Source organism: Natrinema versiforme JCM 10478 (assembly GCF_000337195.1).
GTDB lineage: Archaea > Halobacteriota > Halobacteria > Halobacteriales > Natrialbaceae > Natrinema > Natrinema versiforme.
Genome location: NZ_AOID01000029.1, coordinates 16,021 through 40,280 on the forward strand (window position 1 = coordinate 16,021; position 24,260 = coordinate 40,280).

Here is a 24,260-nt window from a genome sequence, read left to right on the forward strand (position 1 = left end):
GTCTCCCGCCGTTTGCAGGCGATCGGGTGGTGTACGGTAGTGTGTCATCTGCTGGGGTCGTGATCGCTCGGAGAACGATACCGCGAATTCGGGTCTCACGCTACGAGATACTGAAAATGGGGCTAGAACGCCCCTACAATACGAATCGGAGCGAGCGCGCCGTTGCCGACCGTGCGAACGCGAGCCGACAGTGGAGCGCGGACCGTCATTACTGTCTACGTAGCTCTCTCGAGGGACATAATCGTTACGGGTCACTCGAGCCCGATCGCTCGAACGCGATAGCCGAGGCTCGCGGACGGTGGCAAACGGGGAGGACATCGCTCAGGCGCGCACCTCCTCCTCCTCCTCGTGTCGACGCTCGATATCGGCCTCTTCGGCGAAGCGCTCGAGGTCGTCGACCGTGACGCGGCGCTTTTCAGCCCCGTAGTCTTTGACCCGGCGGGTGACCGCCCGAACCTGCTCGTCGGTGGGATCGAACCCGGATTCGACGAGCCGTTCGCGGACCGAGTGGGTCCCGGTGTGTTTCCCCATGACCAGTCGGCGCTCGGCACCGACCATCTCGGGGGTCATGACGCCGGGTTCGAAGGTATCGGAGTTCTCGATGACGCCGGCGGCGTGGATGCCGCTCTCGTGGGAGAAGGCGTTCGAGCCCACGACGGGCTTGTTGCCCGGCGTGTCCATCCCGCTTTTCTCCTCGACGACGTTCGAGAGTTCGGTGATGCGCGTCGTGTCGATCCCGGTGTCGCACTGGTAGAGCGACTCGACGGCCATCACGTACTCCTCGTAGGCGGCGTTGCCGGCTCGCTCGCCGATCGAGTTGACCGATACCTGCGCCTGTGCCGCACCCGCTTCGATGCCGGCCAGCGCGTTGGCGGTGGCCAGCCCGAAGTCGTCGTGGGTGTGGACGTCGATCCGCGCGTCGGTGTGGGCACAGACCTTCTCGATCATGGCCCGGAACCGGGTCGGCGTGGCGACGCCGCAGGTGTCGGGAATGTTGATCCAGTCGGTACCCGCATCGGAGACCGCTTCGATGACCTCGATCAGGTACTCCTCGTCGGTTCGGGTCGCATCCATCGGCGAGAACATGCAGGTCGCGCCCGCCTCTTTGATGCGTTCGACCGACTCGACTGCTTGCTGTACGACTTCCTCCCGGGTGGCGTGCATCGAATCCTCGATCTGGACGTCGCTGGTGGACACGAACGTGTGCACCATCTCGACGCCGGAATCGAGCGCCGCTTCGATATCCTTGTCGACGACGCGGGCTAACCCGCAGGTCGTCGAACTGGTCGCCGAAGCGATATCACGAACGGCCTCGAACTCTGCGTCGGAGTTGACGGGGAACCCGGCCTCGATGACGTGGGTTCCCATCTCGTCCAAGATGGACGCGATCTGCCGTTTGTCGTCGTAGGAAAACGATGTGCCGGGTGACTGCTCGCCGTCCCGGAGGGTCGTATCGAAGACACGTGCTGACTCTATTTCGTCAGTGGAATCTAACGTGCCCTGGAAGAACTCGACCCCCCTGATTGGTATCAGAGGATGGGCTGTCTTGTGAAGACATTGTATCTGAATCCGAGGTGCGACGATATATATAAAGCTACCGCTGTCGACGACGGTGTACGGTACCCTGTAACATTCATGATCGACCAGGTGTATTAGAAAACCGCAAGACGGCGAGGGCCTATTATTGACTCGTACATCCTAGTACTGTTTAGTCCCATTCGGCCGAGCGCACGGATTCCGAGCAGTGAACGCGAATTCTGCCTCGTTTGCCGCCGATCTGCTCGTTCGAGTGCTGGCGCGCGGTCAGTCATGGACGTTCGGTCGCTCTCTCTTGCCAAACTCCGCCCCGAAATACAAATCGTCCAATTGCGATGGGATCCGGAAACGAGCGGCCAGTTATCGTCGTCGCGACTCGAGAGTCGTGCTCGAGGCTGCAGTATCGACACTGAGACTGTGGTCGAATCGGAAGCCGTCGACCGAGCCCCGAGTCTGTGACATGAACGACGACGCAAGCGCGCGTATGACCATTTTATGTTCCCTCGTGGTAGGAACCAGCGGCATGACGACCGACGAGATCACCGATCTACTGACCGGCGCGTATATCGACGAACTCGAGACCGTGATGAACTACCAGACCAACGCGATCGTCCTCGATGGCATCCACGCCGAGGAGGTCAAGACGAGCTTGGAGGAGGACATTCAGGAGGAACTCGACCACGCCCGGATGCTCGGCGAGCGGCTGAAGCAACTCGACGAGTCCCCGCCGGGATCGGAGTCATTCGAGGCCAACCAGCACAGCCTCCAGCCTCCCGAAGACACGACCGACGTTCAGGCGGTCATCGAGGGGGTCCTCGAGGCCGAGGAAGACGCTATCGAGACCTACCGGTCCCTGATCGAGGCCGCGACGGAGGCGAACGATCCGGTCACGGAGGACGTGGCGGTGACGATCCTCGCCGACGAGGAGGCCCACCGAACGGAGTTCCGCGGGTTCCAGAAGGAGTTCCCGATGGACTGATCCGTCCGACTCGCCGGCGTTGGCGAGACAGGGATACCGTCGCCGCGAAGGGTCGAGAACCGCGAGCGAACGTCGTGAGCGAGCGGGCCGAGGAACCCTCGAAGCCGCGCCGGGGCGCGGCTGAGGGGGTGACGCGGGCTTTTCATCGAAGTTTTGCCGAGGGCGCGCCTCCGGCGCGCCCGCAGCGCAAAAGTTCGGAGGCGAACGTTTTTCTCATCCCGGTTCGACCCACCCGGTATGAGCGATTTCGACCTCGACCTTCGAACCGTCGAGGAGCACATCGACGACGAACTCGAGATCGAGGGCAGTATCGTCCTCGGCGTTCTCGACGGGGAGACAGCGGCCGACGAGTGGCTCGAGGCGATCTCGAAGGGGAACGTCCTGGTTTTGAACGTCGACGGCGACGTCAACGATCTGGCCGCCGGATTCGCACGAGATGTCAAGGAGGCGGGCGGGAACCTCGTCCACTTCCGGGGCTTTCTGCTCGTGACGCCGCCGGGCGTGGACGTGAGCACCGAGCGGCTCTGAGCGTCTTGGAGGCCGGCGACGAACCGGCCTGATTCATTTCTGCTGGCGTCGGAGAAGGTGGTCACTGCGATGTGAACGTCAGAACGTGGTCGTCCGGATCGCGGACGACGATTTGCTCCTCGGTCTCCCGCTCGAGCGAGCCGATCCGGTCTCGGACCGCCGCGAGCGCCGCGCTCGGATCGTCCGTCTCGAACCCGAGATCGACGTGGACGCCGCCGCGGGCGTCGGCGATGCCGAGGTGGGGTTCCCAGAGCTCCAACGCCATCGGCCCGTGCAGTCGCACGCGCTTGCGGTTCTCGCCCGTATCGACGGTCTCGAAACCTAAGTCCTCGTAGAACTCCCGTGCGCGCTCGAGGCTCTCGACCTCGAGGACGACCTCGAAGATCCCGTCGATTCCGGGGCCGGCCACGTCCTGCTGGCCGAGTTCGACGCAGTTGCCGTCGGGATCGTACAGATACAGCGACCGCGCGGGGCCGAACTGTGCCTCCTCGAGATCGTACTCGTCGTCCAGACGGTCCCACGAATCGTCGTACTCGGTCTCGGGAATCGAGAACGCGAAGTGGGTGTGCAGGCCGCCCCGCGGGAGGTCGTCAGGCCGGCGGAGAACGAAATCGGTCTCGCCGGCCGCGAAGACGACCTCGCGCGGGCCGCGCTCGCAGACGGACAGTCCCAGTTCTCCCTCGTAGAACGCTGCCGCCGGCTCGAGGTACTTGGCCTCGAGCGCCAGCCAGGACAGCCCCGTGAACATGGGTCGTGGTACTCGCGACTGGGATAAAGTACCGTCGGCGCTACCGGACGATTCGACGGGTGGACGAACATTCGACTGATGGACGCGAAACGATAGTTACGGCCGTGGACTACCTGCAGCCGCGCCATGAGACTCCCACTTCCGACGAACAGACTCGTCGCGTTCACGCTCGCCGGCGCGGTGCTGACCGGCGTCGTCGCGCTCGCGCTGGCCGCCCCCGGGCTCGGATTCGGCCTCGATTCGCCAGCCGACGACGAGAGCCCGACGGTCGCGAGCGATGCACCGACGCCGAACGAGGACTTCACCCCGGCGGTCGGGACGCAAGGCGGTGAACACGAGGATGATGAGGACGACGAACACGAAGAATATGAGGAATACGAGGAACACGAGGATGAGGAGTACGAAGAACACGAAGAGGAGGGAGACTAGCGATGAGCTTAGGAGACACCCTCGCTGCCGCCCGCACGCGGCTCGGGGACGCCCGACTCGAGTTCGCGTGCTGTGACACCGAGTTTACGGTTCGGGTGACGGGGTTCCGGGCCGACATCGCGGCCGAGCGCGCCCGGGAAACCGCGCTGTCGCTCGCGGCCGACCTCGACGCGTTCGATCCGGAGAGTGTGGTCGCGCGTCTCAACCGGACCGGGCGTGTCGAGAACGAGCACGTCGCCCGGCTGGTTCGACGGGGCCTCGAGTACGGCGAGCGCACCGACGGCGTCTTCGACGTTCGGCAGGGAGCGGTCGAACACGAGCTGAAGGCGTACCTCCGCGGCGACCGGGAGGCGGTCTCGGCGACCTTCGAGACGGGATCGGTGCGCGTCGACGGCGATCGGGTCGTCACCGAGACGGCCCTCGACTTGAACGGGCTCGCGAAGGGCTACATCGTCGACCGCGCGACCGCCGCGGTGTCGGGACCGGGCCGGCGCGGTTTCGTCAGCGGCGGTGGCGACATGTCGCCGCCGACCGGCCCGATCGCCGTCGAGAGCCCCTACGGGGATTCGCGTCCGCTCACGGTCCTCGAGACCGACTGGAACGTCGCCACCTCCGGGGGTTACCGTCGGGAGCGCGACGGCATCGACCACGTCTACGATCCGACGAGCGAGCGACTGGGCGCGCGCCACGAATCGGTTACCGTCGTCGCGAAACGCGACTGCACGGAGGCCGACGCGCTCGCAACGGCGCTCGCCGCACTGCCGCTGGCGGACGCGCTCGAGCGCGCGACGGCGTGGCCGGCCCTCGAGGCGTTCGTGGTTCACGACGGCGTTTTCCGGACGACGGAGGGGTTCGATGCCCACGTCGCGTAGCGGGACGATCACCGTCGTCGCGGTCGTGGTACTCGTGGCTACGGCTCCGGTGCTATGGGGGATCGCCGACGTTCGCGAGGCGCAGGCGGTCGACCGCAAGCAGTCGGAGCTCGCCGATTCGACGGTCCCGACGAGACAGGCACCGAACGATTACGACGGCGACGGGATTCGGGACACCCCGGATCAGTGCCCGACGCGGCCGGAGACCACGAACGGCTTTCGGGACGGCGACGGGTGTCCAGACGTCGTCGAAACGACGGGGGCCTCGTGATGGAGGCCGTCTGGTATCTCGACCGTGGTGCGGCGCTCGTCGCCTATCCCGCGCTGTATCTCGCGGTCCTGACGGGGATCCTCCACACTGCCCGGTCGTTCGGCCCGCTCTACCGACTTGCCCGCAAAATCCACATCGAGGTGTCGGTGTTCGCGATGGTCGTGACGCTCGTTCACGGCGTCCTCGGGGTTCTCGACACGTGGTTCATCGTCTCCGGATCGGTGCCCCAGCCCGCGTACTCGACGACCCATCTGCTCGCCGGCGTCGTGGTCGGAGTCGGCGCGCTTCAGTTGCTCATCGTCGCGGTACTCGGCTTTCTCGACGCACAGCGGTTCGACCGAGAGTGGGGCCCTCGAGCCGTCCACGCGTTCGCCTACGGCGGCTTCGCGTTCGCGACGGTCCACGCCGCCGCCATCGGAACCGACGTCGCGGGGCTGATCTGCCCGGTCTTCGGCCCGGCGATCGCGTTCCTCGCCGTCGTCCTGCTGGTGCGCCTGCTGGGTGCCGGCGGACGGTCGTCGACGCCCGCACCGACGGATCAGTAGCTATCCCAGAGGTCGAACAGCCGGTCGACGACGCGGTCCGTGAAGGTCCGTCGGTGGACGGTGTAGAGATACTGGACGCGCTCCGGATCACGCAACTCGTATTCGACGCTCCGGCCCCGTCGCTCCTTGGTCACGAGATCCGCGTCGGCCAGTTTCGAGAGGTGCCATGACACCGTCGACGGCGATCGATCGAGGCGCTCGCTCAGGTCCGCGGTCGACAGCGCCCCGTCGACGGCGAGGTGGGCGACGATCCGACGGGCGTATTCGCGTCGCAGCGCGTTCATGACGGCACGATCGACCTCGTCGAACTCCTCCGCGGGGTAGTACCGAGTGTACGTTCCGTCGTCCGACTCCTCGAGTAAGCCGTGGTCGTCCAGCCAGCGAAGGTGGTACTGCAGCGTCCCCTGGGCGTACTCGAGGGCCTCGAGGAGGGCCCGAAAGTGGATCCCGGGATTGTCGCGGACGTGCTGGTAGATCGTTCGCCGCGATCGGAGTTCCAGTTCCGGCTCCGAGTCGGGACCAGCATCCACCATGGTCAGTCTCGGGTCAACGCGATGAAGAACGCGAGCAGTCCGACGAGAATGAGCGCCGCCGCGCCGTGTTCGACCAACTCGACGGTCCGAACGGAGAGATACGGCAGGAGGTAGTACTCGAGGAAGACGACGAACCCGTAGATCGCGAACATGAGGTAGCCGACGGCGACGACGGCCATGCGCCGGTCGCGTTCGCGTCGCCACGCCAGCCCGCTGAGCGTCGCCAGCGCCGCGCCGAGAACGAAGATACCGAAACTGATCGTCTGCTCGAGTTGCTGGGCGAGCGTCAGCGTCACGGCCGCCGGGACGAGTTCTGCAACGAGTGCTGCCATTCGATACGACTCGACCGAGGTGTCGGGCAAGAAAAAGGATTATCGTCCAACCGTCGAATCCCGTGCCCGGCGTTCAGTATCGCAGCAGGTGTCGATCGTCCCGTCGACCGGCTCCGGTATGCGACGGGAGTTTATGGGTACTGCGTTCGTACACTGCGGCATGGCTTTTCGCGCCGACGAACGAGCGACGGATGTCCGCGAGATCGACCGCTTCGACGGCGGCGTCGGCTGGATCGCCCACCCCGACGAGCAGATGCAACGCGCCAGCCACGCCCTCGAGATCGACGGTGAGGTCTGGGTGATCGACCCGGTCGATGCCGAGGGGATCGACGATCTCCTGGCCGAGTTCGGCAACGTGGCCGGCGTCGTCGTCGGCCTCGACCGGCACAAGCGCGACGCTGCGGCGATCGCGGACCGCCACGATGTCCCCGTCTACCTCCCCGAGTTCTTCGAGGGCGTCACCGGCGATATCGACGCCGCGGTCGCCCGGTTCGACGACGAACTCTCCGATACTGGGCTCCGGGCCATCACGCTCATCGATAACCGCTTCTGGCAGGAGGTCGCCCTCTACAACCCGGCCGACGGGACGCTCGTCGTCCCCGAATCGGTCGGGACCGTCGATTACTTCCTGGCCGGCGACGAGGAACTCGGCGTCCACCCGGCGCTGCGGCTGAAACCGCCGCGGGCGGCGCTTCGCGGCGTCGCTCCCGAGCGTGTTCTCGTCGGGCACGGACCCGGCGTGATGGACAATGGTTCGCGCGTCCTCGAGACGGCCCTCGCCGGGTCCCGAAAGCGAGCCCCGCGGCTGTACGCGTCGACGGCGTGGGACATGCTTCCCGTGTAACGAACGACGATGGGGACCGACGCAATCCCCGCGGGGCATACATCTAACTACCCCGCACGCGAAGCAGCCCTGTGGTCTACGTAACCCGCGGGCTCGTCGACGTCTTGCTGGATCTCGCCAGCGACGCCGACCCCGACGACGTGACGACCGGCGTCTCGGTCACCCCGGCGAGCGACCTCGAGGGCGCGGACGGACTCCCGCCCGAGACACCGGTCTTCACCGACTTCTTTCTCCCCGACCCCGGTAATCCCGTCAACGCCGTTTTCGGCGTCGATCTCTCGACGCCCGCCCGCCAGACGCAGGGCCGATTCGTCTCCCACCCCGTCGGCGAGCTCGAGGTGACCCGGCGGGACGATCTGGCGCAGGTGATCTTCGTCGCCGTCCCGCCGTGGGGGGTCGACGAGCAGTCGTTCGGCGCGTTCGACCGCAGCGGGACCCGCCAGCCCCTCGAGATCGTCAACGCCTCGCCGCCGGGGCAATCGCTGACGGACTGAGTCGCGCGCGAAACAGATGGGAGGCGATAGCCGGACGAAGAGACGGGTTCGAGCTACTCGAGGTAGCCGAGTCCGCGGAGCTGTTCGGTGATCTCCTCGAATTCGGCTTCGGTGAGTTCGCCTTCCTTCTGGTGTTGGATGACGATGCTGCGAAGCAGGAATCGAACGAGGTCGCTCGTGCTCTGGAAACTCGTTCCCTCGATGGTGTCTTCGACCCGGTCCGCGAGGTCCTTCGGGATCGACACCGTGGTGTACTCGGTCATATCCCATACTCCGTCGCGGGGCCCAAAGGAGTGTCGACGGCGGCGACCCGCGGGGTCGGCCGACCGGCTGCCGCCCGTCTCCACAGCCATTTTTATATCTGGCTCCGTAGCGGGAGATAGATATGGGAGTCCGGCCACCATCGAGCGGAGACGACGAGGAACCCGACAGTATCGAGTTCGGCATCGCCGCCGTCGACGCTCATCTCAGAGATTCGGAGCTGTCGTTCCCGGCGACGAAAGACGATGTCAAGGCCGAGATCGGCCACGAGCGCATTCCCTACGACGTCCACGGGAACGACGTGCCCCTCGGCGAGATGCTCGCCGAAGTCCCGGCGGAGACGTTCGATTCCCGACAGGAGCTGTTGAACGCGCTCCACAAACCGTTCGAGGCGTACCGCCGGAACAACTCGAACGGCGTCGTCGCACAGTTTCGCTCGCTGTTACCGTTCTGAAATCGGGTCGGCGTCGTCGCCCACCGCTCGTCGTTCCGGTAGGAGAGGAGCCGAGGGATTTTGCGGTGCTCGTTACTCGTCGCGCGAGTCTCGAGCGATCCGCTCGAGGCGGCGTCGCTGCTCGCGGTGGAGGGTCACGAGCATGTCCGAGAGGACGCCGAACATGAGCAGTTGCACGCCGAGGAGAACGGCGGCCGCGGAGGCCAGCGCCATGATCTCGTGGCCCTGCTGGTACTGGATCCACTCCCAGAGGACGTAGGTCGCGATGAGACCGCCCGAGAGGATGCCGGTCACGCCGAGGCTCCCGAAGTAAAACAGCGGGTTGTTGGTTTTGGCCAGCGAGTACAGCGCCAACAGGATCGTACCGCCGTCTTTGACCGGGTGGAGGTTGGTTTCCGACTCATCGGGCCGGGCGCTGTAACTGACCGGGACGACCGTCGTCTCGACGCCGTGTTTGACACACTCGACAGCGAGTTCGGTCTCGATCGTAAAGCCGTCCGAGTCGAGCGAAAGCCGTTCGAACGAGTCGACGGTAAACGCCCGGTAGCCCGACAGGATGTCCTCGTAGTTGGCCCCGTGGACGAACCCGAACGCGCGGTTTATCATCCGGTTGCCGAAGCCGTTCAGGGCCCGCATCGCGTCGTCGTCCATGTCGGCAAAGCGGTTGCCGATCACGTGCTCGTACCCCCGTGAGAGCGGCTCGAGCATCTTGTCGGCGTCGGCCGGGTCGTAGGTCCCGTCGCCGTCGAGCATCAACACGTACGGGACGGTGATGTACTCGAGGGCTTCGCGGACGGCTTGGCCCTTCCCGTCGCCGGACTGGACCAAGACTTCGGCACCGTGCTCGCGGGCGATCTCGCGCGTGTCGTCGCTCGAGTCGCCGTCGACGATGACGACGTTCGTGTAGCCCTGCTCGTAGAAGCCCTCGATCACGTCGGCGATCGTGGCCGCCTCGTCGAGCGTCGGGATGAGTATGCACACGTCGTCGGACGAGATGTCGTGGGCGTCCTCGGTCACGGCGACCGTCCCCGCGCCGTCCGAGAGGATACTCGAGCCCGCACGAACCGCGTCATCTTCCATCGGGCACTACTCCCCCACCGAACTGCAAAAGGTTACTGATTGACCAGTGTCGGGCTTTTACGTCGGACGCTGTCGACGCTCTGCCTCGCGTATTCGCAGTCACCACCTCGTCACGAGATCGCCACTGCCGACGTTACCACGTCAGCCCCTCGTAGACCTCGAGGGCGTCTTCGTCGACCTCGATCCGCCGACCGTCGACCACGACCGATCGGGCCATGCCCTCGAACGAAAGGTCGTCGAACTCGGGCCAGTCGGTCGCGACGACGGCACCGTCGGCCCCCTCGAGTGCGCCCTCCGCCGAGTCGGCGTACTCGATCTCGGGATACTCGGGTCGGACGTTCTCGATCGCGACCGGATCGTACGCGACGATGTCCGCGCCGCGGTCCGCGAGGTACTCGATCACGTCTAACGCGCGAGACTTCCGAATGTCGTCGGTGCCGGGTTTGAACGACAGTCCAAGGACCGCGATCCGGGCCCCCTCGAGGTCGACGTGGTCCGCGAGCAGGCCGACGAGCCGCCGCGGCTGCTCGTCGTTGACCGCGACCGCGGCGTCGAGCAGGTCGGGGTCGTACCCCTGCTCGCGAGCGCCGGCTCGCAGGGCGTTGACATCTTTGGGGAAACAGGAACCACCCCAGCCGAGCCCCGAGCGCATGAACCGTTCCGAGATCCGATCGTCGAGCCCGACCGCCTCGAGCACCTCGTAGGCGTCCGCGTCGTACTCCCTGGCGATGTTGCCCAGTTCGTTGACCAGCGAGACTTTCGACGCGAGGAAGGCGTTGTTCGCGTACTTGATGAGTTCGGCCTCGCGGATGTCCGTCTCCACGAGGTCAGTCTCCTCGCGCTCTATGATCGGCGCGTACAATTCGCGCAGCGTCGCGTCGGCCCCGTCGCTCGCCGTTCCGAAGACCACCTTGTCCGGCTCGAGGAAGTCACCGACCGCGGTCCCCATCCGAAGGAACTCGGGGTTCATCGCGATCTCGAGGCCGTCGCCGAGCTGGGTTCCCGATTCGGACTCGAGGATCGGGCCGACGACGTCTTCGGTGGTGCCCGGCAGGACTGTGCTCTTGACGACCACGAGGTGGTCGTCGTCCTTGTCCGCGAGCGCGCGGCCGAGCGACTCCGCGCCGGCCCGCATGATCGCGAGGTCGAGGCTCCCGTCCTCGGATTGGGGCGTGGGCAGACAGAGGAAGGTCACGTCCGTGTCGCGGGCGTCGCCGTACTCGGTCGTCGCGCGGAGGCTCGTGCCGGCGTGTTCGGCGATTCGCTCGGCGAGGCCCGACTCGTGGATCGGGGCCTCGCCGGCGTTTATCGCCTCGACGATGTCCTCGTCGATCTCGATGTTGAGTACGTCGTGGCCGAGGTCGGCGAGGCAGGCGGCGACGGTGGTGCCGACGTAGCCGCTGCCGACGATGGAGACGTTCATAGGGGACGAGACGTACCCGTCTCGTTAGTTCCTTTTGGGTTCGCCGTCGGCTCGCGGGCCCGTGCTCTTCGACCGACCGCACCGGAAGGAGGCTCCGACCCGCTCTCGAGCGGGCGGCTTGGCCGCGAGCGGGACCCGTCGCGAACACGAAAGCTATTCTTGCCGTTCGGACGCCTCTAGAGAGGCATGCAGGAACCCTTCGGCCGACGCGGTCGCCTCGTCGCGGGGGTCGCCCTCCTCGCCGTGCTGGCCGGACTCGTATGCTGGGCCGGCACGATTCCCGGCGACCTCACTGACAGCGACCATCCGACCGAGGTCGACGTAACCCAGAACCGGGAGGCCTACGTCGGCGAGCGCGTCGCCCTCGGCGGACGGGTCGTCGAGACGGATCCCGTCGTTATCGCCACCCGCGCCAGCGGCTCCGGCAGGTTCACCCTCGTGAACGAGAACGACACGCTCCAGAACGGGGACGAGCTGCTCGAGCGGGGCGACAGCGTGACTGCCTTCGGCACGCTCGAGGACGAGTCGACCCTCGCCGTCGAGCGCACGACGGTCGGCGATACGGCCGGGACGGCGTACATGCTTCTCATCTCCTTCGTTGCCGGCCTCTGGGTCGCCGGGCGATTCGCCCGCGACTGGCGGTTCGACCGCGATCGGCTCGCGTTCGTCCGGCGGGACGACCCGCTCTCGCTCTGGGACGTAATTGCGCGCCCTCGCGGGATCGGAAGCGGCGGTGATCGCGGTGCCTGACGTCTTCACGCACGTGCTCGTGGGCTACGTCATCGGAACGGTCCTGTCGATTCGCTACCGCCGGCTGCGGCGAGGGCACGTTACGCTCGCGATGGTCGGCGCGCTCTCGCCCGACTTCGTGAAGATCGACCTCGCGATGCCCGACGAGTTCGTCAGCTACCAGCTTGGCGTTCCGTTCGCGTGGGGGCCGTTGCACACCCTCGGCGGAACGATCGTCGTCGCTCTCCTCGGATCACTCCTGTTCGCCCCCGAGTACCGCCGCGACGCGGTCCTCTTAGTCGCGATCGGTGCGGCGTCACACCACCTCCTCGATCTGGGACTCATGACCCCGACGGGCTACTCCTACGCCGCATTCTGGCCGCTGACCGAGTACCGGCCACCCGCGGGCGGACTCTACATGAGCACCGACTACTGGCCGGCGCTCGTCGCCGGACTCTGTGCGGTTCTCGTCTGGGGATTCAAGCGACGGCTCGATGCGCGACCGGAGGGGAGTTCGGCGTCCCTCGAGTGAGGTTATGCGGTCCCCAAAGAAGAGTGCGGAACGCGCTCGAGCGCCGGTTCAGCAGCGAAAGACTGGCGTCACTCGGTCGGCATCGCGGCTTCGGCGTCCGTCAGCCGCTCCTCGGCGCGATCCTTATCGTCCGGGTAGCCGACATCAATGCGCCACCCGTCCATCCGGATCGCGTCGATAGTCCGCCCGGACTGGATGAGGAGATCGATCGCGTCCGGCAGTTCGTACTCGCCTCGAGCCGACGGCTGGACGAGGTGGCACGCGTGGAAGATCTCCGGCGTGAACGTGTAAAAGCCGGTCATGACGAGATTTGACGGCGGATCGTCGGGTTTCTCCGTCACTTCGACGATCTCCCCGTACTCGTTGGTGTCGAGGACGCCGTACCTCGAGGCCTCCTCGTGGGGGACCTCCTCGACGAGGAACGCGGCGTCGGCCCGTTCCTCCTGCTGGCGGTTGATCACGTCGCCGAGGTTCGCCCGGAAGACGTTGTCCCCGAGCATGAGCATGAAGTCGTCGTCGATGTGCGGTTCCGCCTGCAAAATCGCGTGGGCGAGTCCGAGCTGCTCGCGCTGGTGGGCGTAGGTGATCGGGACGCCCTCGTACTCGTCGCCGTAGCGCTCGATAATCTTCTCTTTCATGTAGCCGACGACGAGGACGAACTCGGTCGCACCGACCTCGATGAGGTTGTCCATAACGTCCTCGATGAGGGGTTGTCCGTCGACCTCGACGAGGACCTTCGGCTTGTCTTCGGTGAGCGGCCGGAGGCGAGTTCCCTTTCCCGCGGCCAGTACGACTGCTTGCATATGCTCACCGATTATACTTGAGTGTTATATGTCTTCGGGACGATTCGTCTGTCCTCAACGGTGACTTATCGTCGGTATCGAACGTATTAGCTTCGAACTAGTGGGAGATCAACGGGGAGATTCTGATCGACCGTCGTCCGGAAACGTGCGGAGATGGCGACGAGGGTGATGAAGTATACCGCCGCGCCGAGGCCAACGAGTATCAACACAACGGCAATGTTACTGGCGATAGCGGATACCGTTTCGAACTGGAGACAAATGTAAATGACCGTGCCCATGATACCCGCAGCGGCCCATTGTCGTCCGATCTCTCCAACGGGAACGGAGAATTCGACCAGCGACGAGAGCGCGATGTAGGCGACCACGAGACTGATGCCGACTGACGAAGCAGTCGCCGCTGCCGCACCTACGACGCCGAAAATCGGGATCAGACTGACGTTTAGAAGGACGTTCGCGCCGATGAACACGGCGTTGACTTTGAAGGAGACGTCAGGTCTGTCGATCGCGTCGAGTGTCATCGTGAACTGTCGCTGGTATCCCTGAATTAACGTTGCGACGATGAGAACTGAGAGGACAGTCGCTCCTCGGGTGAATTCTTCGCCGTATATTCGGAGTAAGCGCTCGCCGAGCAGCGTTCCACCGACGAGACCCGGAATGAGGATCAATCCGCCGTACGTAAGCGCAGCCTCGAATAGTTCCGCGACCGATTCTGAGTCATCGTCTGCCGAGAGCGAACTCATCTCGGGGAACAGTGTTTCACTCAGTGAGCCGCCGAACAGTATCAGAAACACCGCGATATTCCAGGCCGCCGTGTAGATCCCGACGAGCGACGACGACACGAAGAACCCGAGGACAGCGACATCGACCCAGTTGAACGCTCGAGAACGGATTTCGCCGAGCCACGAGTACTCTGCGTAGGAGACGATCCGACGGTAGTGCTCTTCAGTCGGGAGTGAGATCGTGTCAAAATGACGGATCGCTATCCAAAGCCCGAGTACGGAGACGAGTCCATACCCAGCGGTATATCCAATAAAGAGACCAGTGATCTGGAAACCAGCGAGAATAGCTCCGATTTGCACGATGCTTCGCGTTCCGGTCCGAATCGGGTTGAAGATACCGGAGATATGGACGAGATGTTGTCCGGTCAGTATCGAGTTCACAGTCGACTGGACGGCAGTAACGAATAGGAATAGTACCACGATTGCCGCAGCAGGATAGCCGATGTAGTCATTTATCTGTTGGTGGAAGAGCAGGGAGAGAACGGCGACGATCAGGAAGAGGCCGAGGACGATGGTCCCGCCAGCGATCGTGTAAGCTGCCCCGTCGTCACCCTCGCTGACGCGTTTATTGATCGCACTCGGAACACCCATCTTCACTGCGATCCCGAGCCAGGCGACTGTCGAGAGAACGAGATAGTAGATGCCGAGCGTCTCGGAACCGAGAAACCGAGCGATAAATATCGTCGCGACGAACCCTAGCATAGACGCCAAGAATCGGGAAGTAAAGTGAACGATCGATGTCTGGCCCAGTCGCATACGCCTACCGGTGAGCGGGAAGGCAATAAGGGCTTTTTTTCGATACTAACAGCGAAGAGACTCGAGACACAATTCACGCGTCTCTCTCGGTTTCGATTGTTGCTTACGTTTTGTATCTGAGTTCGTGTAATCGCTGCTCTACCTCGGGATCGATATCTCCGTCGGCTTCCGCCACGTTCGACTCGTTCTAAGGTTTCAACAGATGATTCGACGAACTCGCGGTTCGCGGTGCTCTCGCTGCTCGCTGATCGTGTATTGGCGATTCGAACCGAACCTGATCTTCACGACGAATGGTGTCCACAACTGTTCTACTACCCTGTTTATGACAGACTGCATGCTATGACCCAAAGTACGGTTCCCGCTCGCCCTCTGGCAACAGTACTCTGTTGCTGCCTCCTCGAGTCGGTACAAACTCGTAATGGTATGGTCTTCGTCCGGAACGAAGCAACGCCGATATCCGTATTATCGTGGAAATCACAGTCAAACCCAAGGAAACAATATGCAGTCACTCAAACTGACTCTCGGATAATGGATTACACCAACGTTCCCAGAAGAGCGGTTCGAAAGTACCAGAAAGACGGTACTCGAGCACTCTTGAGTGAGGGAACTGCGCTCTTCCTCGAAGATTTATTGTTCAACCAGATTGTTTACAAACGGTATCTCCGACCACGAACGAGAGTTATTGGCCGCGAAGCGTTGTTTGATTGTGATCAGCTCTATACCTTCGAAACGTTCGATGGCAAGATACCGATTAAAGAAGTCTCGCCGGCAGCTCCGAATTCGATGAAGATGGTCGCTCCTGGAGACCGATTCGTCTGTGAAGTACCCGACGTGACTCTTCTCGGTCCGGTCGGACTGGGTGTCACAAATGAAAATAAAATCTTAGCTGAGACTGTCGCATCACCGGCATTTGACACTCGTCAGTCGCAGCCAAGACGAGTGGGTGACGCACTTGCAAAGTCAATGGCAACTAATGGTGTTCGAAGTACAATAGCTGCCGTTCGACCCAAGAACAATGTCACTCCACAGAAGATCATCGAACGTGGTGCTGTCATCGCATCCCCCTGGAACAATTATTATCACTGGACTGTTGAATGTCTGATTAGAATCCGGTTACTTGAAAGATACGCAGCTGCCACTGGCGAGGCGCCACCGATTTTAGTTCCAGAGACGATGACGCCTTGGATGGTTGAATCGCTGGAATTGATGGACTATGCGGGACCAGTCATTAAATGGGATGGTTCAATTATTGGAGTCGAGACATTGATCATGCCGACGTATCCGGATCCCATCCCGTCGGAATGTTTTTGGCTCCGTGATCGAATGCGATCGAACATCGGGAGTCCAGATATCGCAAACGGCAGTGACCGAATTTATATCTCCCGTGAAGACGCCACAGTTCGGGACGTAAGGAATAAAGATCGATTACAGATGACGCTGGATCGATACGGGTTTGACACCTATATTCTGTCCGAATTATCAGTGGAAGAACAAGTAGGACTTTTCGCTACTGCAGACGTTATCGTTGGTCCACATGGCGCTGGGTTGACTAACTGTATTTACGCTGAAGACGTAACAATCGTCGAACTACTCGGTGAACAGAAACGCGGAGCATTTTTCAGACTTTCACAAATTCTAGAACACGAATATATCTCGGTAAACTGCGACCAGGTAGGACTCGATCTCCGCGTAAATTGTAAACAACTTAATGAGGTCCTTGATCAGGTCGTTTCATAGGGTAGTGTTTAGTTTGTAGCCCTGTACTAGATCGGAAGGCTTGGAGCTAGAATTCTGCTGTTGGCGATTTTGCATGATTGGAACAATTTGAGAACGAAGGAGCACGATGTTTTGTCTCACTGAGGACACGTTGAGAAATATTCTGATTTCCACATTTTCCGTAGTGAAATTGGAGTCTTGACCGACGGAGGGTAATCCGGAGACGTTTCTCTCCATTGACGAGAAACACAGTATTGTCATGCTCATGTTTTAGTGAGTTCGTACAGAAGTGATTATAAGATATTTAAATTGGATAATAAATGTATAGGGAACTTTTCTTGTTTCTGGATCAACTACACTGTACAGCCAATAGCGGTGTTCATCGAGTTGCAAGACTGTCTCGTCAAGCGTAACGTAATTCGACTTCTCGTATCTTCTGACTGTAGATCACACTTGTAAACTCTATTGCGGACTGCCTTGTGACTGCATCCGACACCAAACTTCTCGAGTCCTCAAACAATATTTGAAAGTGAGAGGCCAGCAAGATAGAATCGGATACCGAGTTCCATCAGCTGATGTGGTGTTCGCTCTCTCACCACAAAATCGTGCCGCCTCATATTTCACGCTTAACGAAACAGCATCGCTGGTATAGTCAAACCATTTTCCTCACTATGTGCTGATGATGGCGAGGTGGTCGGAGAATGAAACACGAGACTCACCAGACCGAAATTCAGGTATTCAATCCAGTATTTCAAGAATAGTGAACCATTCGTTGTTCCATGGCTAGAGGTTCACTCTGGCGACCCATGGGAAATCACACTTGAGGATCCAACTGGGATAAATTGCGGAAGCGATAAAGAGATACAGGAACGCCTTCGTGAATTAGTTATAAATAGGACATAATAGGTCCTGTAGTCGGCGTGTCGATTCGACATTGAGTATCTTGAGCTTCGGTTCACCGAATTGGAATTAGTTCGGATGCTGGCATCATCGCTGAATTGGGTTGTGTCAATCGGACATAGACGTGGTTCTGGTCCGTCAGTGTACGCTGAGTGGTGTGAGAACTTTTCAGGAACATCTAAGAACGTCCCGTGAAAGGCCAGACATAGTGAAGATCAGTATCATCACGCCCCGATATCCGCCGACGAACGCGGGCGGCGGTGAGATCAGCGTCAAGTTACTCGCTGAGCAGTTACACGAATGGGAAGGGGTAGATCAGGTCGATGTGTTCTCGTTCGACGGTGACCAGACAGAGAGTATCAACGGTGTGCCCGTCAGGCGTCTTAATGATGTTCCCCAGTATCCCTACACCGTTCCGAACGAGATCGCCTATAGGAAACTCAAGGCAGTGGAACCGGACTGCGATGTGTTTCACGCATACAACATGCACCTACATCCCGCCGTCGGGCGACTCTCTGCGACCCTCGAAATCCCCGCAGTCGCGACGCTAAACGCGTATCCACTCATCAACTGGGGAGAGGTAAACGTGAACCCCTCGACTAAGCGGCGATTATACGAACGGACCCTGTTACGCCTCGAACGCCCCCGTCTTCTGAGCCAGATGGCAAATATCGACACCTTCCTGCCGCTCAGCAGTAGCGTCAAGCGCGTCTACCAGAGCCACGGGCTCGAGAGCGCCGACTACGAGGTAATTCCGAACATGCTTGATCCGTCCTTCGAGACCCCCGACAGTGAGAACGAACGAACGGACGAAGTGGAGTTGCTGTATGTCGGTTACCTCCGGGACTCAAAGGGCGTTCGGTATCTGGTCGACGCGATGGAGCACCTCCCGGAACGGTTCGAACTGACGGTCGTCGGTGACGGCCCGAAACGGCCCGATCTCGCGGATCGCGCCGCGGCCGATAGGATCGACTTCACCGGTTCGGTCCCCTACGAGGAGGTCACCCAAGCATATACGGACGCGGACGTGTTCGTCCACCCCGGCGTCTGGCCGGAACCGTTCGGTCGGACGATCCTCGAGGCGATGCAGGCCGGACTCCCAGTCGTCGCGACGAATATCGGTGGCCCCGCAGAAACCGTCCCGCAGTCGGAATTGCTGGCCACCCCCGGTAATCCGGCGAGCCTGAGCGAGAGTATTGAGTATGCTGCCGCGAATCGCGACCGAATTGGTCGAGAGAACCAGCAACTCGTCGAAGAGCAGTACCATCCTGATGTCGTTGTGCCGAAATTTCACGAGGCCTACAAAAATGTCCTCGACGACTGACCCCAGGCGAACGCTCCTCGGCCACCGACGACAGACCCGTGAAGGATATGGTCGCTGATTTATAACGCAGACGTAATGACTGATTTCGGAGCGGTCGATCAACGGCTGGCGGTCGCCCACTGGGGCGAACACGCCAACGGCGGCGGTGACCGTCTCGCCTGGGAACTCGCCCGTGTCTTCGAGGATGCGCCGTTCTACGTCGGTTGGCGTGACGAGTCGATCGAGCCGGCCGATATCGAGGCCGAACAGCTCATCCAAGGGCGGCTGCTGAACCGCGCCCTCGAGCGGGGCGGTCTAGCGCGACAGTTCGCGCATCTCGTGGGCTGGCAGATCGCCGAACCGCTCCGGGAGTACGATGTCCTCGTCACGAGCGGGAACGAACCGTTGTTTTACGTTGCGCCGACCGAGCAGACCTGGGTCGCGTACGTTCATCACACGAACCGCAGACAGTCCGACCAGATCACCGAGGTCGAATCCGGCGGCTTTCCTCGACTCCGGCTGCTCCTATACTACGCCATCCGGGTCCTGTTCGATCACAACACCCACAGACCGGATCGCTACGTCGTCAACTCCGAACTCGTCAAACGCCGTCTCGAGCGGTACTGGGGCGTGCCGAGCGAGAAGATCAGCGTCGTCTATCCGCCCGTCGACACCCACGAGTACGATCCGTCCGATGAAGAGACGGACGAGTACTACGCGACCCTCTCGCGGCTGGACTGGCACAAAGATGTCGATGGGATCGTCAGGGCGTTTAACGAACTCGAGCAGCGACTGCTCGTCGCCGGTGACGGTCCTGAGCGCGAGCGCCTCGAGCGGCTGGCTGACGACAACGTCGAGTTCCTTGGGTACGTCGACGAAGCCGAGAAACGACGATTGTTATCGGGCGCGAAGGCGTTCGTGTTCAACGGCCGCGACGAGGACTTCGGGATCGCGCCTGTCGAGGCGCTGGCCGCGGGGACGCCACTGCTTGGTGTCGAGGAGGGCATGACACAGTTTCAGATAGTTGATGAGAAGAACGGTTATCGTCACACTCGAGCGGGCGAGACCGGACTGTCGCTACCTGAGACGGTCCGGCGATTCGAGACGGACGGAGTCGATTGGACGGCGTCGGAGATCGCTTCCTTCGCCGACCGATTCTCCGTGGACGCGTTCCGCGAAGGCATGCAAGAGGCGGTTGCCACAGCTGTTTCGAGCGCCGATATCACGCCCTCGTGGTACGAAGAGTACGAGTCCCGAGAATGAGTTAGCCGCAGGAGCTTACGTGGCGCTCGGGGCATCGCGCTCGGTGGTCAGTTCCGCTTGGTCCACCTCAAGCAGTCCGTGCAGATATCCGAAACCGACTGCTGCGGTGAAGATGAATATCGTCACGAGTTGTTTGACTTGTGCAGCCGATGGCTCACGAACGATGTCCTTCAGACGCATCGGGACGAAATTAAGCATGAGCTGCCCCAGGTACTCGTTTTTGTCCCCCGATGCTTCAGGCAGCAACAGGTCCATAATCCGTTTCGAGTAGCCCTGCCAAAAGGACCGGAAGACGAGCCACTGGAAGTCACCGCGATAGTCGAACAGTTTGTGGTTAACCACTGCGTCAGTGTTGTAGATAACGCCTTTCCCGTACTTGTTGGCCATCCGGATACAGACCGGGGCCTCGTGGGCCTGGATATGGCGATCGCCTTTGCGACCGGTGTTCTCGTCGTAGCCGCCGACGCTCAGGAACACGTCGCGTCGGAAGGAGATGTTCGAGCCGTACGTGTTCCGTAGTTCTTCCATGTGCTCGCCCATGCCGCGCTCGTCACAGCCGACGAGCCAGTAGAACTCCGCCGGGAAGAAATCGGGCTTCTCAGTTACCCAATCCGGTTTTGCGTGACCTCCGACCGCGATTGCATCCGTTTCGTCGTAGACGCGAGCCAGTTCGGCCACCCACTCGTCCTCGGCGACGGCGTCGTCATCGATAAACGCGACGACGTCTCCGGTCGCGATTTCGGCACCGCGGGTTCGACTGTACGAAATCCCGTGATTCTCGTCATTACAGTGGAGGACGACATCGTCGAGGCCACCGTAGTCCTCTTGAACGCGTTCGAAGACCGGTTCGTTGCCGTCGACGACGATCACGACCTCGAGCGGGTCGTACGTCTGGGCGAGAACGCTCTCGACGCACTCCGAAAAGACGTCGTAGCGATCCATCGCGTAGGTACAGATGACGACGGAGACCTTCATCGGAAACGGGTTTCGGTGAGGCCTGAATAAGCTTTTTCGTTCACACGAGTTCGCTGGCGCGACGGTCACGGAACGCTGAGAGTCACCGAATCGGCCCCGTTCGACGACGGGATATCAAACACTGACGAGTATATAACAAGACTTATTCTTGGCTTGGGTCTGGTGCAAGCTAATGAGTACCGACACAGAACACGTCGAGGACGGGACCGAAACCTCCCTCCTCGAGTCGGTCCGAGACTGGTATCACCTCCCCGTTATCGGGCTCGTGATGCTGTTTATGGTCTGGTTGCGGACCCAGGCCTACGACCAGTTCGTGACCGAGGACGGAACGCCCGCGCTGGCGGGTATCGACTCGTGGTATCAGTGGCGGACGATCAGCTGGACGGCCGAGAACTACCCGCAGACGATGCCCTACGAGGTCTGGACCGGGTTCCCGTCCGGAAATTACGTCGGCCAGTTCGGCACGCTGTTCGACCAGCTCATCGTCACCGCGGCGATGATCGTCGGACTCGGCGATCCGTCGACCGAGACCCTGTACGCGGTTTCGCTGCTCGCGATTCCGGTCATGGCCGCACTCGTGGCGATTCCGGTCTTCTACGCCGGTCGCCGACTCGGCGGCACGCTCGGCGGGATCGTCTCCGTGCTCGTCCTCGCGCTCGCGAAGGGACAGTTCCTCTCGCGGTCGACGGTCGGCCAACTCGACCACCACGTCGGTGAGGTCCTGTTCATGGCCATTGCGGTCCTCTCGATGATGGTCGCGCTCACCGTGGCCGAACGCGAGAAGCCGATCTACGAACTAGTCGTCGACAGGGACTGGGAGACGCTCCGATCGCCGGCCCTCTACAGCGGACTCGCCGGGCTTGCACTCACGCTTTACATCTGGGTCTGGCCGTCGGCCGTCCTGCTGATCGGTATCCTCGGCGTCTTCTTCACCGTTCAACTCTGTCTCGACTACCTGCGAGGTGTCTCGCCGGACCACGTCGCTTTCGTGGGAGCGGTCAGCCTCGGTGTGACCGCGATTCTGACGGTGCTACTGATGGAGCAACCCGGCAATACAGGTTCGACGAGCTTCGGACTCCTCCAGCCGCTTACCGCCCTCCTCGTGGCCGTCGGCTGTGTCTTCATGGCGTGGCTCGCTCGCCAGTGGAACAACCGCGGCCTCGAGCGGCGGTATTATCCCCTTGCGATCGGCGGCCTCATCGGCGCGGTGTTGGTAGTGATGTGGCTCGCCCTCCCCAGTCTGTTCGATACGATCATCGGTAACGCGACGCGGCGTATGTTACCATTTGGCGGGGCAACCACCGACCTCACCATTCAGGAGGCCCAGCCACCGGAGAACTACTTCGATAGCGTCTTCCGAGAGTTCGGGAGCGCGTTCTACACGATGCTCGCCGGACTCGCCTTCCTCACGATCCGGCCGCTACTCGGCCGGAAGCTCCGCGCCGAGCACACGCTCGTCATCGTCTGGTCGCTGTTCCTGATCAGCATGTCGGCGACGCAGGTCCGCTTCTCGTACTATCTCATGCTCGCGGTCGCGGTCGTCAACGCCGCGTTCGTCGCGGAACTCGTCGGGCTTTTCGACCTCGATCTCACGGGGAGCCTCGAGTCGCTCCGATCGGTCGAGACCTATCAGGTCATCGTCGTCGTGCTGGTCGTCCTCCTGCTGTTCGCACCGCTACTGCCGCCGCTGGCGTCGGCGACCGCTTGGGGGAGTACCGAAGGCGCTCAACCGAGCGGCAGCGCGATCATTTGGGAGGGATCGAACGAATGGCTACAGGACAACACGCCCGCGCCGGGGAACTACGGCGATGCGAACAACGCCGGCGAACTCGACTATTACGGGACGTACACTCCCGGGGACGGTGATTACGAGTATCCAGACGGCGCATACGGCGTCATGTCGTGGTGGGACTACGGCCACCTGATAACGACCCAAGGCGAGCGGATCCCACACTCGAATCCGTTCCAGCAGAACGCGCGGTCGTCCTCGGCGTTCCTGACCGCCGAGTCCGAGCAACGGGGAGAACTGATCCTCGATGCGATCGCTGCGGGCGAATCCGTCTCGGAGCAGTCCAACGATGAACTCCGGACGCTCGCCGACGGCAACGAGACCGGCGAGGAGATGCGGTACGTGATGATCGACGACCAGATGGCCGGCGGGAAGTTCGGCGCGATCACGCGGTGGACGGGGCCGAGCTACAACCATTACGTCACCCCCGAAGACTACGAGGCGGGCCAACAGATCTCGCGCGACGAACTCGCCAGCACGTTCAGCGACGTCCCGTACGACGACACGATGCTGTCGTCGCTGTACTTCGATGACGCCACAGGGATGGATCACTATCGCCTCGTTCACGAGAACGACATCCGAACGTCAGCGTACGTCAGTTACGCGATCGTCAATCCCCAGACTGATCAAGTCCTGCTCGACGAGAACGGACAGCCCCAAGTGGGGATCAACCGAGCCTGGAATCAGCAGACGCAGGCCCAACTTCAGCGGGTCCAGCAGTCTTCGCAGTACGACGTCGAAATCTTCGACCAGAAGCAGGCCGCCGGGGTCAAGACCTACGAGCGCGTCGACGGCGCGACGATCACGGGCTCGGTCGATGAGGGAAGCGTGAACGATATCGACAACGCGACGGTCGCGGCCTCGGTCGAACTCGAGACCGGTACCAGTCGAACGTTCAACTACACCCAGCGAACTGACGTGGCCGACGACGGGAGCTACGAGCTGACGGTGCCGTACGCGACGAACGACGAACTCAGCGTCGAGGACGGCTACACGAATAGCAGCGTCGAGGCAACCGGCGACTACAACGTCAGCGTCATCGCGCCCGGCGAACAGGGCTTCCCGGCCGTCCAGTACAGGGGACAGACGGACGTTCCCGAAACGGCGGTCGTGAACGGTGAGACGGTCGACGATGTCTCCCTCGAGGAAGTCGAGTCCGAGGAACCGGCGGGCAACGAGACCGGCGGCAACGAGTCGACCGGCAACGAAAGTGAAACCGCATCCGGCGACTCCGGATCGACCGACGACAGTACGTCAGGCAACGAAACGACCGCGTCGCTTACGCCGGCCGCGGCCGAGCCGACACACTAAGTGCCGACCGCACGGAACTGACTCGTCGCCACTCGAGTCACGCGACCGGTTTGCGGACGGACGAAGTGGGAACCC

The 24,260-nt window shown here is 61.8% G+C and carries 25 protein-coding genes and 1 pseudogene; 15 read left to right on the plus strand and 11 right to left on the minus strand.

The genetic code is table 11. From position 1 onward, the window contains the following. Positions 1 to 321: 321 nt before the first annotated feature. The gene (locus C489_RS09830) at positions 322 to 1,569 is read right to left on the minus strand and encodes a LeuA family protein (protein WP_449289381.1); all 1,248 of its coding nucleotides are present in this window, start codon (positions 1,567 to 1,569) and stop codon (positions 322 to 324) included. A 490-nt stretch (positions 1,570 to 2,059) separates the two neighbouring features. Between C489_RS09830 and C489_RS09835 the strand changes: the two genes are divergently transcribed. Both C489_RS09835 and C489_RS09840 read left to right on the plus strand, forming a co-directional pair. Further along, positions 2,060 to 2,515 carry a ferritin-like domain-containing protein gene (locus C489_RS09835; RefSeq protein WP_006431092.1) on the plus strand — a complete coding sequence of 152 codons (456 nt, stop codon included), beginning with the start codon at positions 2,060 to 2,062 and terminating at the stop codon, positions 2,513 to 2,515. 237 nt (positions 2,516 to 2,752) lie between these two features. Further along, positions 2,753 to 3,043, plus strand: a complete 291-nt coding sequence (locus C489_RS09840; protein WP_006431093.1) for a DUF5779 family protein — start codon at positions 2,753 to 2,755, stop codon at positions 3,041 to 3,043. Between the two features lie 61 nt (positions 3,044 to 3,104). Here C489_RS09840 and C489_RS09845 read toward each other — a convergent pair whose 3' ends face one another. Further along, a complete protein-coding gene (locus C489_RS09845) occupies positions 3,105 to 3,791 on the minus strand; it encodes a VOC family protein (protein WP_006431094.1) in 687 nt (228 codons plus the stop codon). Positions 3,792 to 3,917: 126 nt separating this feature from the next. On the opposite strand from C489_RS09845, the gene C489_RS09850 reads away from it, so the two are divergent. From C489_RS09850 to C489_RS09865, 4 genes are read left to right on the plus strand one after another with little or no spacing between them, the layout of a single operon-like run. Continuing rightward, a complete protein-coding gene (locus C489_RS09850; protein ID WP_006431095.1) occupies positions 3,918 to 4,220 on the plus strand; it encodes a hypothetical protein in 303 nt (100 codons plus the stop codon). 2 nt (positions 4,221 to 4,222) lie between these two features. Next, positions 4,223 to 5,092, plus strand: a complete 870-nt coding sequence (locus C489_RS09855) for an FAD:protein FMN transferase (RefSeq protein WP_006431096.1) — start codon at positions 4,223 to 4,225, stop codon at positions 5,090 to 5,092. Beyond that, the gene (locus tag C489_RS09860) at positions 5,076 to 5,363 is read left to right on the plus strand and encodes a hypothetical protein (RefSeq protein WP_006431097.1); all 288 of its coding nucleotides are present in this window, start codon (positions 5,076 to 5,078) and stop codon (positions 5,361 to 5,363) included. Before C489_RS09855 ends, C489_RS09860 begins: the two co-directional genes overlap by 17 nt. Continuing rightward, positions 5,363 to 5,908: a hypothetical protein gene (locus tag C489_RS09865; protein WP_006431098.1), complete on the plus strand. Its 546-nt coding sequence runs from the start codon at positions 5,363 to 5,365 to the stop codon at positions 5,906 to 5,908. Before C489_RS09860 ends, C489_RS09865 begins: the two co-directional genes overlap by 1 nt. Here C489_RS09865 and C489_RS09870 read toward each other — a convergent pair. Together C489_RS09870 and C489_RS09875 are read right to left on the minus strand one after the other, a co-directional pair. Beyond that, positions 5,902 to 6,441 (minus strand): winged helix-turn-helix transcriptional regulator, encoded by a 540-nt coding sequence (locus C489_RS09870; protein ID WP_006431099.1) that lies wholly within the window; start codon positions 6,439 to 6,441, stop codon positions 5,902 to 5,904. The genes C489_RS09865 and C489_RS09870 overlap by 7 nt on opposite strands. A 2-nt stretch (positions 6,442 to 6,443) precedes the next feature. Then, positions 6,444 to 6,773 (minus strand): hypothetical protein, encoded by a 330-nt coding sequence (locus C489_RS09875; protein WP_006431100.1) that lies wholly within the window; start codon positions 6,771 to 6,773, stop codon positions 6,444 to 6,446. 160 nt (positions 6,774 to 6,933) lie between these two features. On the opposite strand from C489_RS09875, the gene C489_RS09880 reads away from it, so the two are divergent. Next, positions 6,934 to 7,617, plus strand: a complete 684-nt coding sequence (locus C489_RS09880) for a hypothetical protein (RefSeq protein WP_006431101.1) — start codon at positions 6,934 to 6,936, stop codon at positions 7,615 to 7,617. Positions 7,618 to 7,688: 71 nt separating this feature from the next. Beyond that, complete coding sequence (locus tag C489_RS09885; protein WP_006431102.1) at positions 7,689 to 8,111, plus strand: MPN domain-containing protein; 423 nt, start codon at positions 7,689 to 7,691, stop codon at positions 8,109 to 8,111. 53 nt (positions 8,112 to 8,164) lie between these two features. Here the strand turns inward: C489_RS09885 and C489_RS09890 are convergent, their stop codons facing one another. After that, entirely contained in the window at positions 8,165 to 8,374 is a 210-nt protein-coding gene (locus C489_RS09890; protein ID WP_006179895.1) for a ribbon-helix-helix domain-containing protein, read from the minus strand. Between the two features lie 122 nt (positions 8,375 to 8,496). On the opposite strand from C489_RS09890, the gene C489_RS09895 reads away from it, so the two are divergent. Continuing rightward, complete coding sequence (locus tag C489_RS09895) at positions 8,497 to 8,826, plus strand: DUF5789 family protein (RefSeq protein ID WP_006431103.1); 330 nt, start codon at positions 8,497 to 8,499, stop codon at positions 8,824 to 8,826. A gap of 72 nt (positions 8,827 to 8,898) precedes the next feature. On the opposite strand, the gene aglJ is transcribed toward C489_RS09895, so the two are convergent. Next, entirely contained in the window at positions 8,899 to 9,906 is a 1,008-nt protein-coding gene (gene aglJ / locus C489_RS09900) for an S-layer glycoprotein N-glycosyltransferase AglJ (protein WP_006431104.1), read from the minus strand. Between the two features lie 133 nt (positions 9,907 to 10,039). Then, the gene (gene aglM / locus C489_RS09905) at positions 10,040 to 11,329 is read right to left on the minus strand and encodes a UDP-glucose 6-dehydrogenase AglM (RefSeq protein ID WP_006431105.1); all 1,290 of its coding nucleotides are present in this window, start codon (positions 11,327 to 11,329) and stop codon (positions 10,040 to 10,042) included. Between the two features lie 186 nt (positions 11,330 to 11,515). Between aglM and C489_RS09910 the strand changes: the two genes are divergently transcribed. Both C489_RS09910 and C489_RS09915 read left to right on the plus strand, forming a co-directional pair. After that, positions 11,516 to 12,079, plus strand: a complete 564-nt coding sequence (locus C489_RS09910; protein WP_006431106.1) for a hypothetical protein — start codon at positions 11,516 to 11,518, stop codon at positions 12,077 to 12,079. Beyond that, positions 12,063 to 12,590 carry a metal-dependent hydrolase gene (locus C489_RS09915; protein WP_006431107.1) on the plus strand — a complete coding sequence of 176 codons (528 nt, stop codon included), beginning with the start codon at positions 12,063 to 12,065 and terminating at the stop codon, positions 12,588 to 12,590. The genes C489_RS09910 and C489_RS09915 overlap by 17 nt, the downstream gene beginning before the upstream one ends. A gap of 68 nt (positions 12,591 to 12,658) precedes the next feature. On the opposite strand, the gene aglF is transcribed toward C489_RS09915, so the two are convergent. Continuing rightward, positions 12,659 to 13,393 (minus strand): UTP--glucose-1-phosphate uridylyltransferase AglF, encoded by a 735-nt coding sequence (aglF, locus tag C489_RS09920; RefSeq protein ID WP_006431108.1) that lies wholly within the window; start codon positions 13,391 to 13,393, stop codon positions 12,659 to 12,661. Between the two features lie 86 nt (positions 13,394 to 13,479). Further along, positions 13,480 to 14,928: an oligosaccharide flippase family protein gene (locus C489_RS09925; RefSeq protein ID WP_049890767.1), complete on the minus strand. Its 1,449-nt coding sequence runs from the start codon at positions 14,926 to 14,928 to the stop codon at positions 13,480 to 13,482. 528 nt (positions 14,929 to 15,456) lie between these two features. On the opposite strand from C489_RS09925, the gene C489_RS20805 reads away from it, so the two are divergent. Then, a complete protein-coding gene (locus tag C489_RS20805) occupies positions 15,457 to 16,665 on the plus strand; it encodes a glycosyltransferase family 61 protein (protein ID WP_160163641.1) in 1,209 nt (402 codons plus the stop codon). Between the two features lie 46 nt (positions 16,666 to 16,711). Here the strand turns inward: C489_RS20805 and C489_RS20810 are convergent. Then, positions 16,712 to 17,261, minus strand: a pseudogene (locus C489_RS20810) (IS6 family transposase). A gap of 491 nt (positions 17,262 to 17,752) precedes the next feature. On the opposite strand from C489_RS20810, the gene C489_RS09930 reads away from it, so the two are divergent. Next, entirely contained in the window at positions 17,753 to 18,868 is a 1,116-nt protein-coding gene (locus C489_RS09930) for a glycosyltransferase family 4 protein (protein WP_006431110.1), read from the plus strand. 75 nt (positions 18,869 to 18,943) lie between these two features. Then, the gene (locus tag C489_RS09935) at positions 18,944 to 20,110 is read left to right on the plus strand and encodes a glycosyltransferase (protein ID WP_006431111.1); all 1,167 of its coding nucleotides are present in this window, start codon (positions 18,944 to 18,946) and stop codon (positions 20,108 to 20,110) included. 15 nt (positions 20,111 to 20,125) lie between these two features. On the opposite strand, the gene aglG is transcribed toward C489_RS09935, so the two are convergent. Then, a complete protein-coding gene (gene aglG / locus C489_RS09940; protein WP_006431112.1) occupies positions 20,126 to 21,085 on the minus strand; it encodes a glucosyl-dolichyl phosphate glucuronosyltransferase in 960 nt (319 codons plus the stop codon). Positions 21,086 to 21,257: 172 nt separating this feature from the next. On the opposite strand from aglG, the gene C489_RS09945 reads away from it, so the two are divergent. Next, positions 21,258 to 24,185, plus strand: a complete 2,928-nt coding sequence (locus tag C489_RS09945) for an oligosaccharyl transferase, archaeosortase A system-associated (protein ID WP_006431113.1) — start codon at positions 21,258 to 21,260, stop codon at positions 24,183 to 24,185. The last annotated feature ends 75 nt before the right edge of the window (positions 24,186 to 24,260 follow it).

Coding starts and splice junctions, on each gene's coding strand:
- C489_RS09945 (WP_006431113.1), top strand. CDS start 21,258: ATGAGTACCGACACAGAACACGTCGAGGACGGGACCGAAACCTCCCTC.
- C489_RS09845 (WP_006431094.1), bottom strand. CDS start 3,791: ATGTTCACGGGGCTGTCCTGGCTGGCGCTCGAGGCCAAGTACCTCGAG.
- aglG (WP_006431112.1), bottom strand. CDS start 21,085: ATGAAGGTCTCCGTCGTCATCTGTACCTACGCGATGGATCGCTACGAC.
- C489_RS09925 (WP_049890767.1), bottom strand. CDS start 14,928: ATGCGACTGGGCCAGACATCGATCGTTCACTTTACTTCCCGATTCTTG.
- C489_RS09855 (WP_006431096.1), top strand. CDS start 4,223: ATGAGCTTAGGAGACACCCTCGCTGCCGCCCGCACGCGGCTCGGGGAC.
- C489_RS09840 (WP_006431093.1), top strand. CDS start 2,753: ATGAGCGATTTCGACCTCGACCTTCGAACCGTCGAGGAGCACATCGAC.
- C489_RS09880 (WP_006431101.1), top strand. CDS start 6,934: ATGGCTTTTCGCGCCGACGAACGAGCGACGGATGTCCGCGAGATCGAC.
- aglJ (WP_006431104.1), bottom strand. CDS start 9,906: ATGGAAGATGACGCGGTTCGTGCGGGCTCGAGTATCCTCTCGGACGGC.
- C489_RS09935 (WP_006431111.1), top strand. CDS start 18,944: ATGACTGATTTCGGAGCGGTCGATCAACGGCTGGCGGTCGCCCACTGG.
- C489_RS09890 (WP_006179895.1), bottom strand. CDS start 8,374: ATGACCGAGTACACCACGGTGTCGATCCCGAAGGACCTCGCGGACCGG.
- C489_RS09895 (WP_006431103.1), top strand. CDS start 8,497: ATGGGAGTCCGGCCACCATCGAGCGGAGACGACGAGGAACCCGACAGT.
- C489_RS09850 (WP_006431095.1), top strand. CDS start 3,918: ATGAGACTCCCACTTCCGACGAACAGACTCGTCGCGTTCACGCTCGCC.
- C489_RS09865 (WP_006431098.1), top strand. CDS start 5,363: ATGGAGGCCGTCTGGTATCTCGACCGTGGTGCGGCGCTCGTCGCCTAT.
- C489_RS09860 (WP_006431097.1), top strand. CDS start 5,076: ATGCCCACGTCGCGTAGCGGGACGATCACCGTCGTCGCGGTCGTGGTA.
- C489_RS09875 (WP_006431100.1), bottom strand. CDS start 6,773: ATGGCAGCACTCGTTGCAGAACTCGTCCCGGCGGCCGTGACGCTGACG.
- C489_RS09835 (WP_006431092.1), top strand. CDS start 2,060: ATGACGACCGACGAGATCACCGATCTACTGACCGGCGCGTATATCGAC.
- C489_RS09910 (WP_006431106.1), top strand. CDS start 11,516: ATGCAGGAACCCTTCGGCCGACGCGGTCGCCTCGTCGCGGGGGTCGCC.
- aglM (WP_006431105.1), bottom strand. CDS start 11,329: ATGAACGTCTCCATCGTCGGCAGCGGCTACGTCGGCACCACCGTCGCC.
- C489_RS20805 (WP_160163641.1), top strand. CDS start 15,457: ATGGATTACACCAACGTTCCCAGAAGAGCGGTTCGAAAGTACCAGAAA.
- aglF (WP_006431108.1), bottom strand. CDS start 13,393: ATGCAAGCAGTCGTACTGGCCGCGGGAAAGGGAACTCGCCTCCGGCCG.
- C489_RS09870 (WP_006431099.1), bottom strand. CDS start 6,441: ATGGTGGATGCTGGTCCCGACTCGGAGCCGGAACTGGAACTCCGATCG.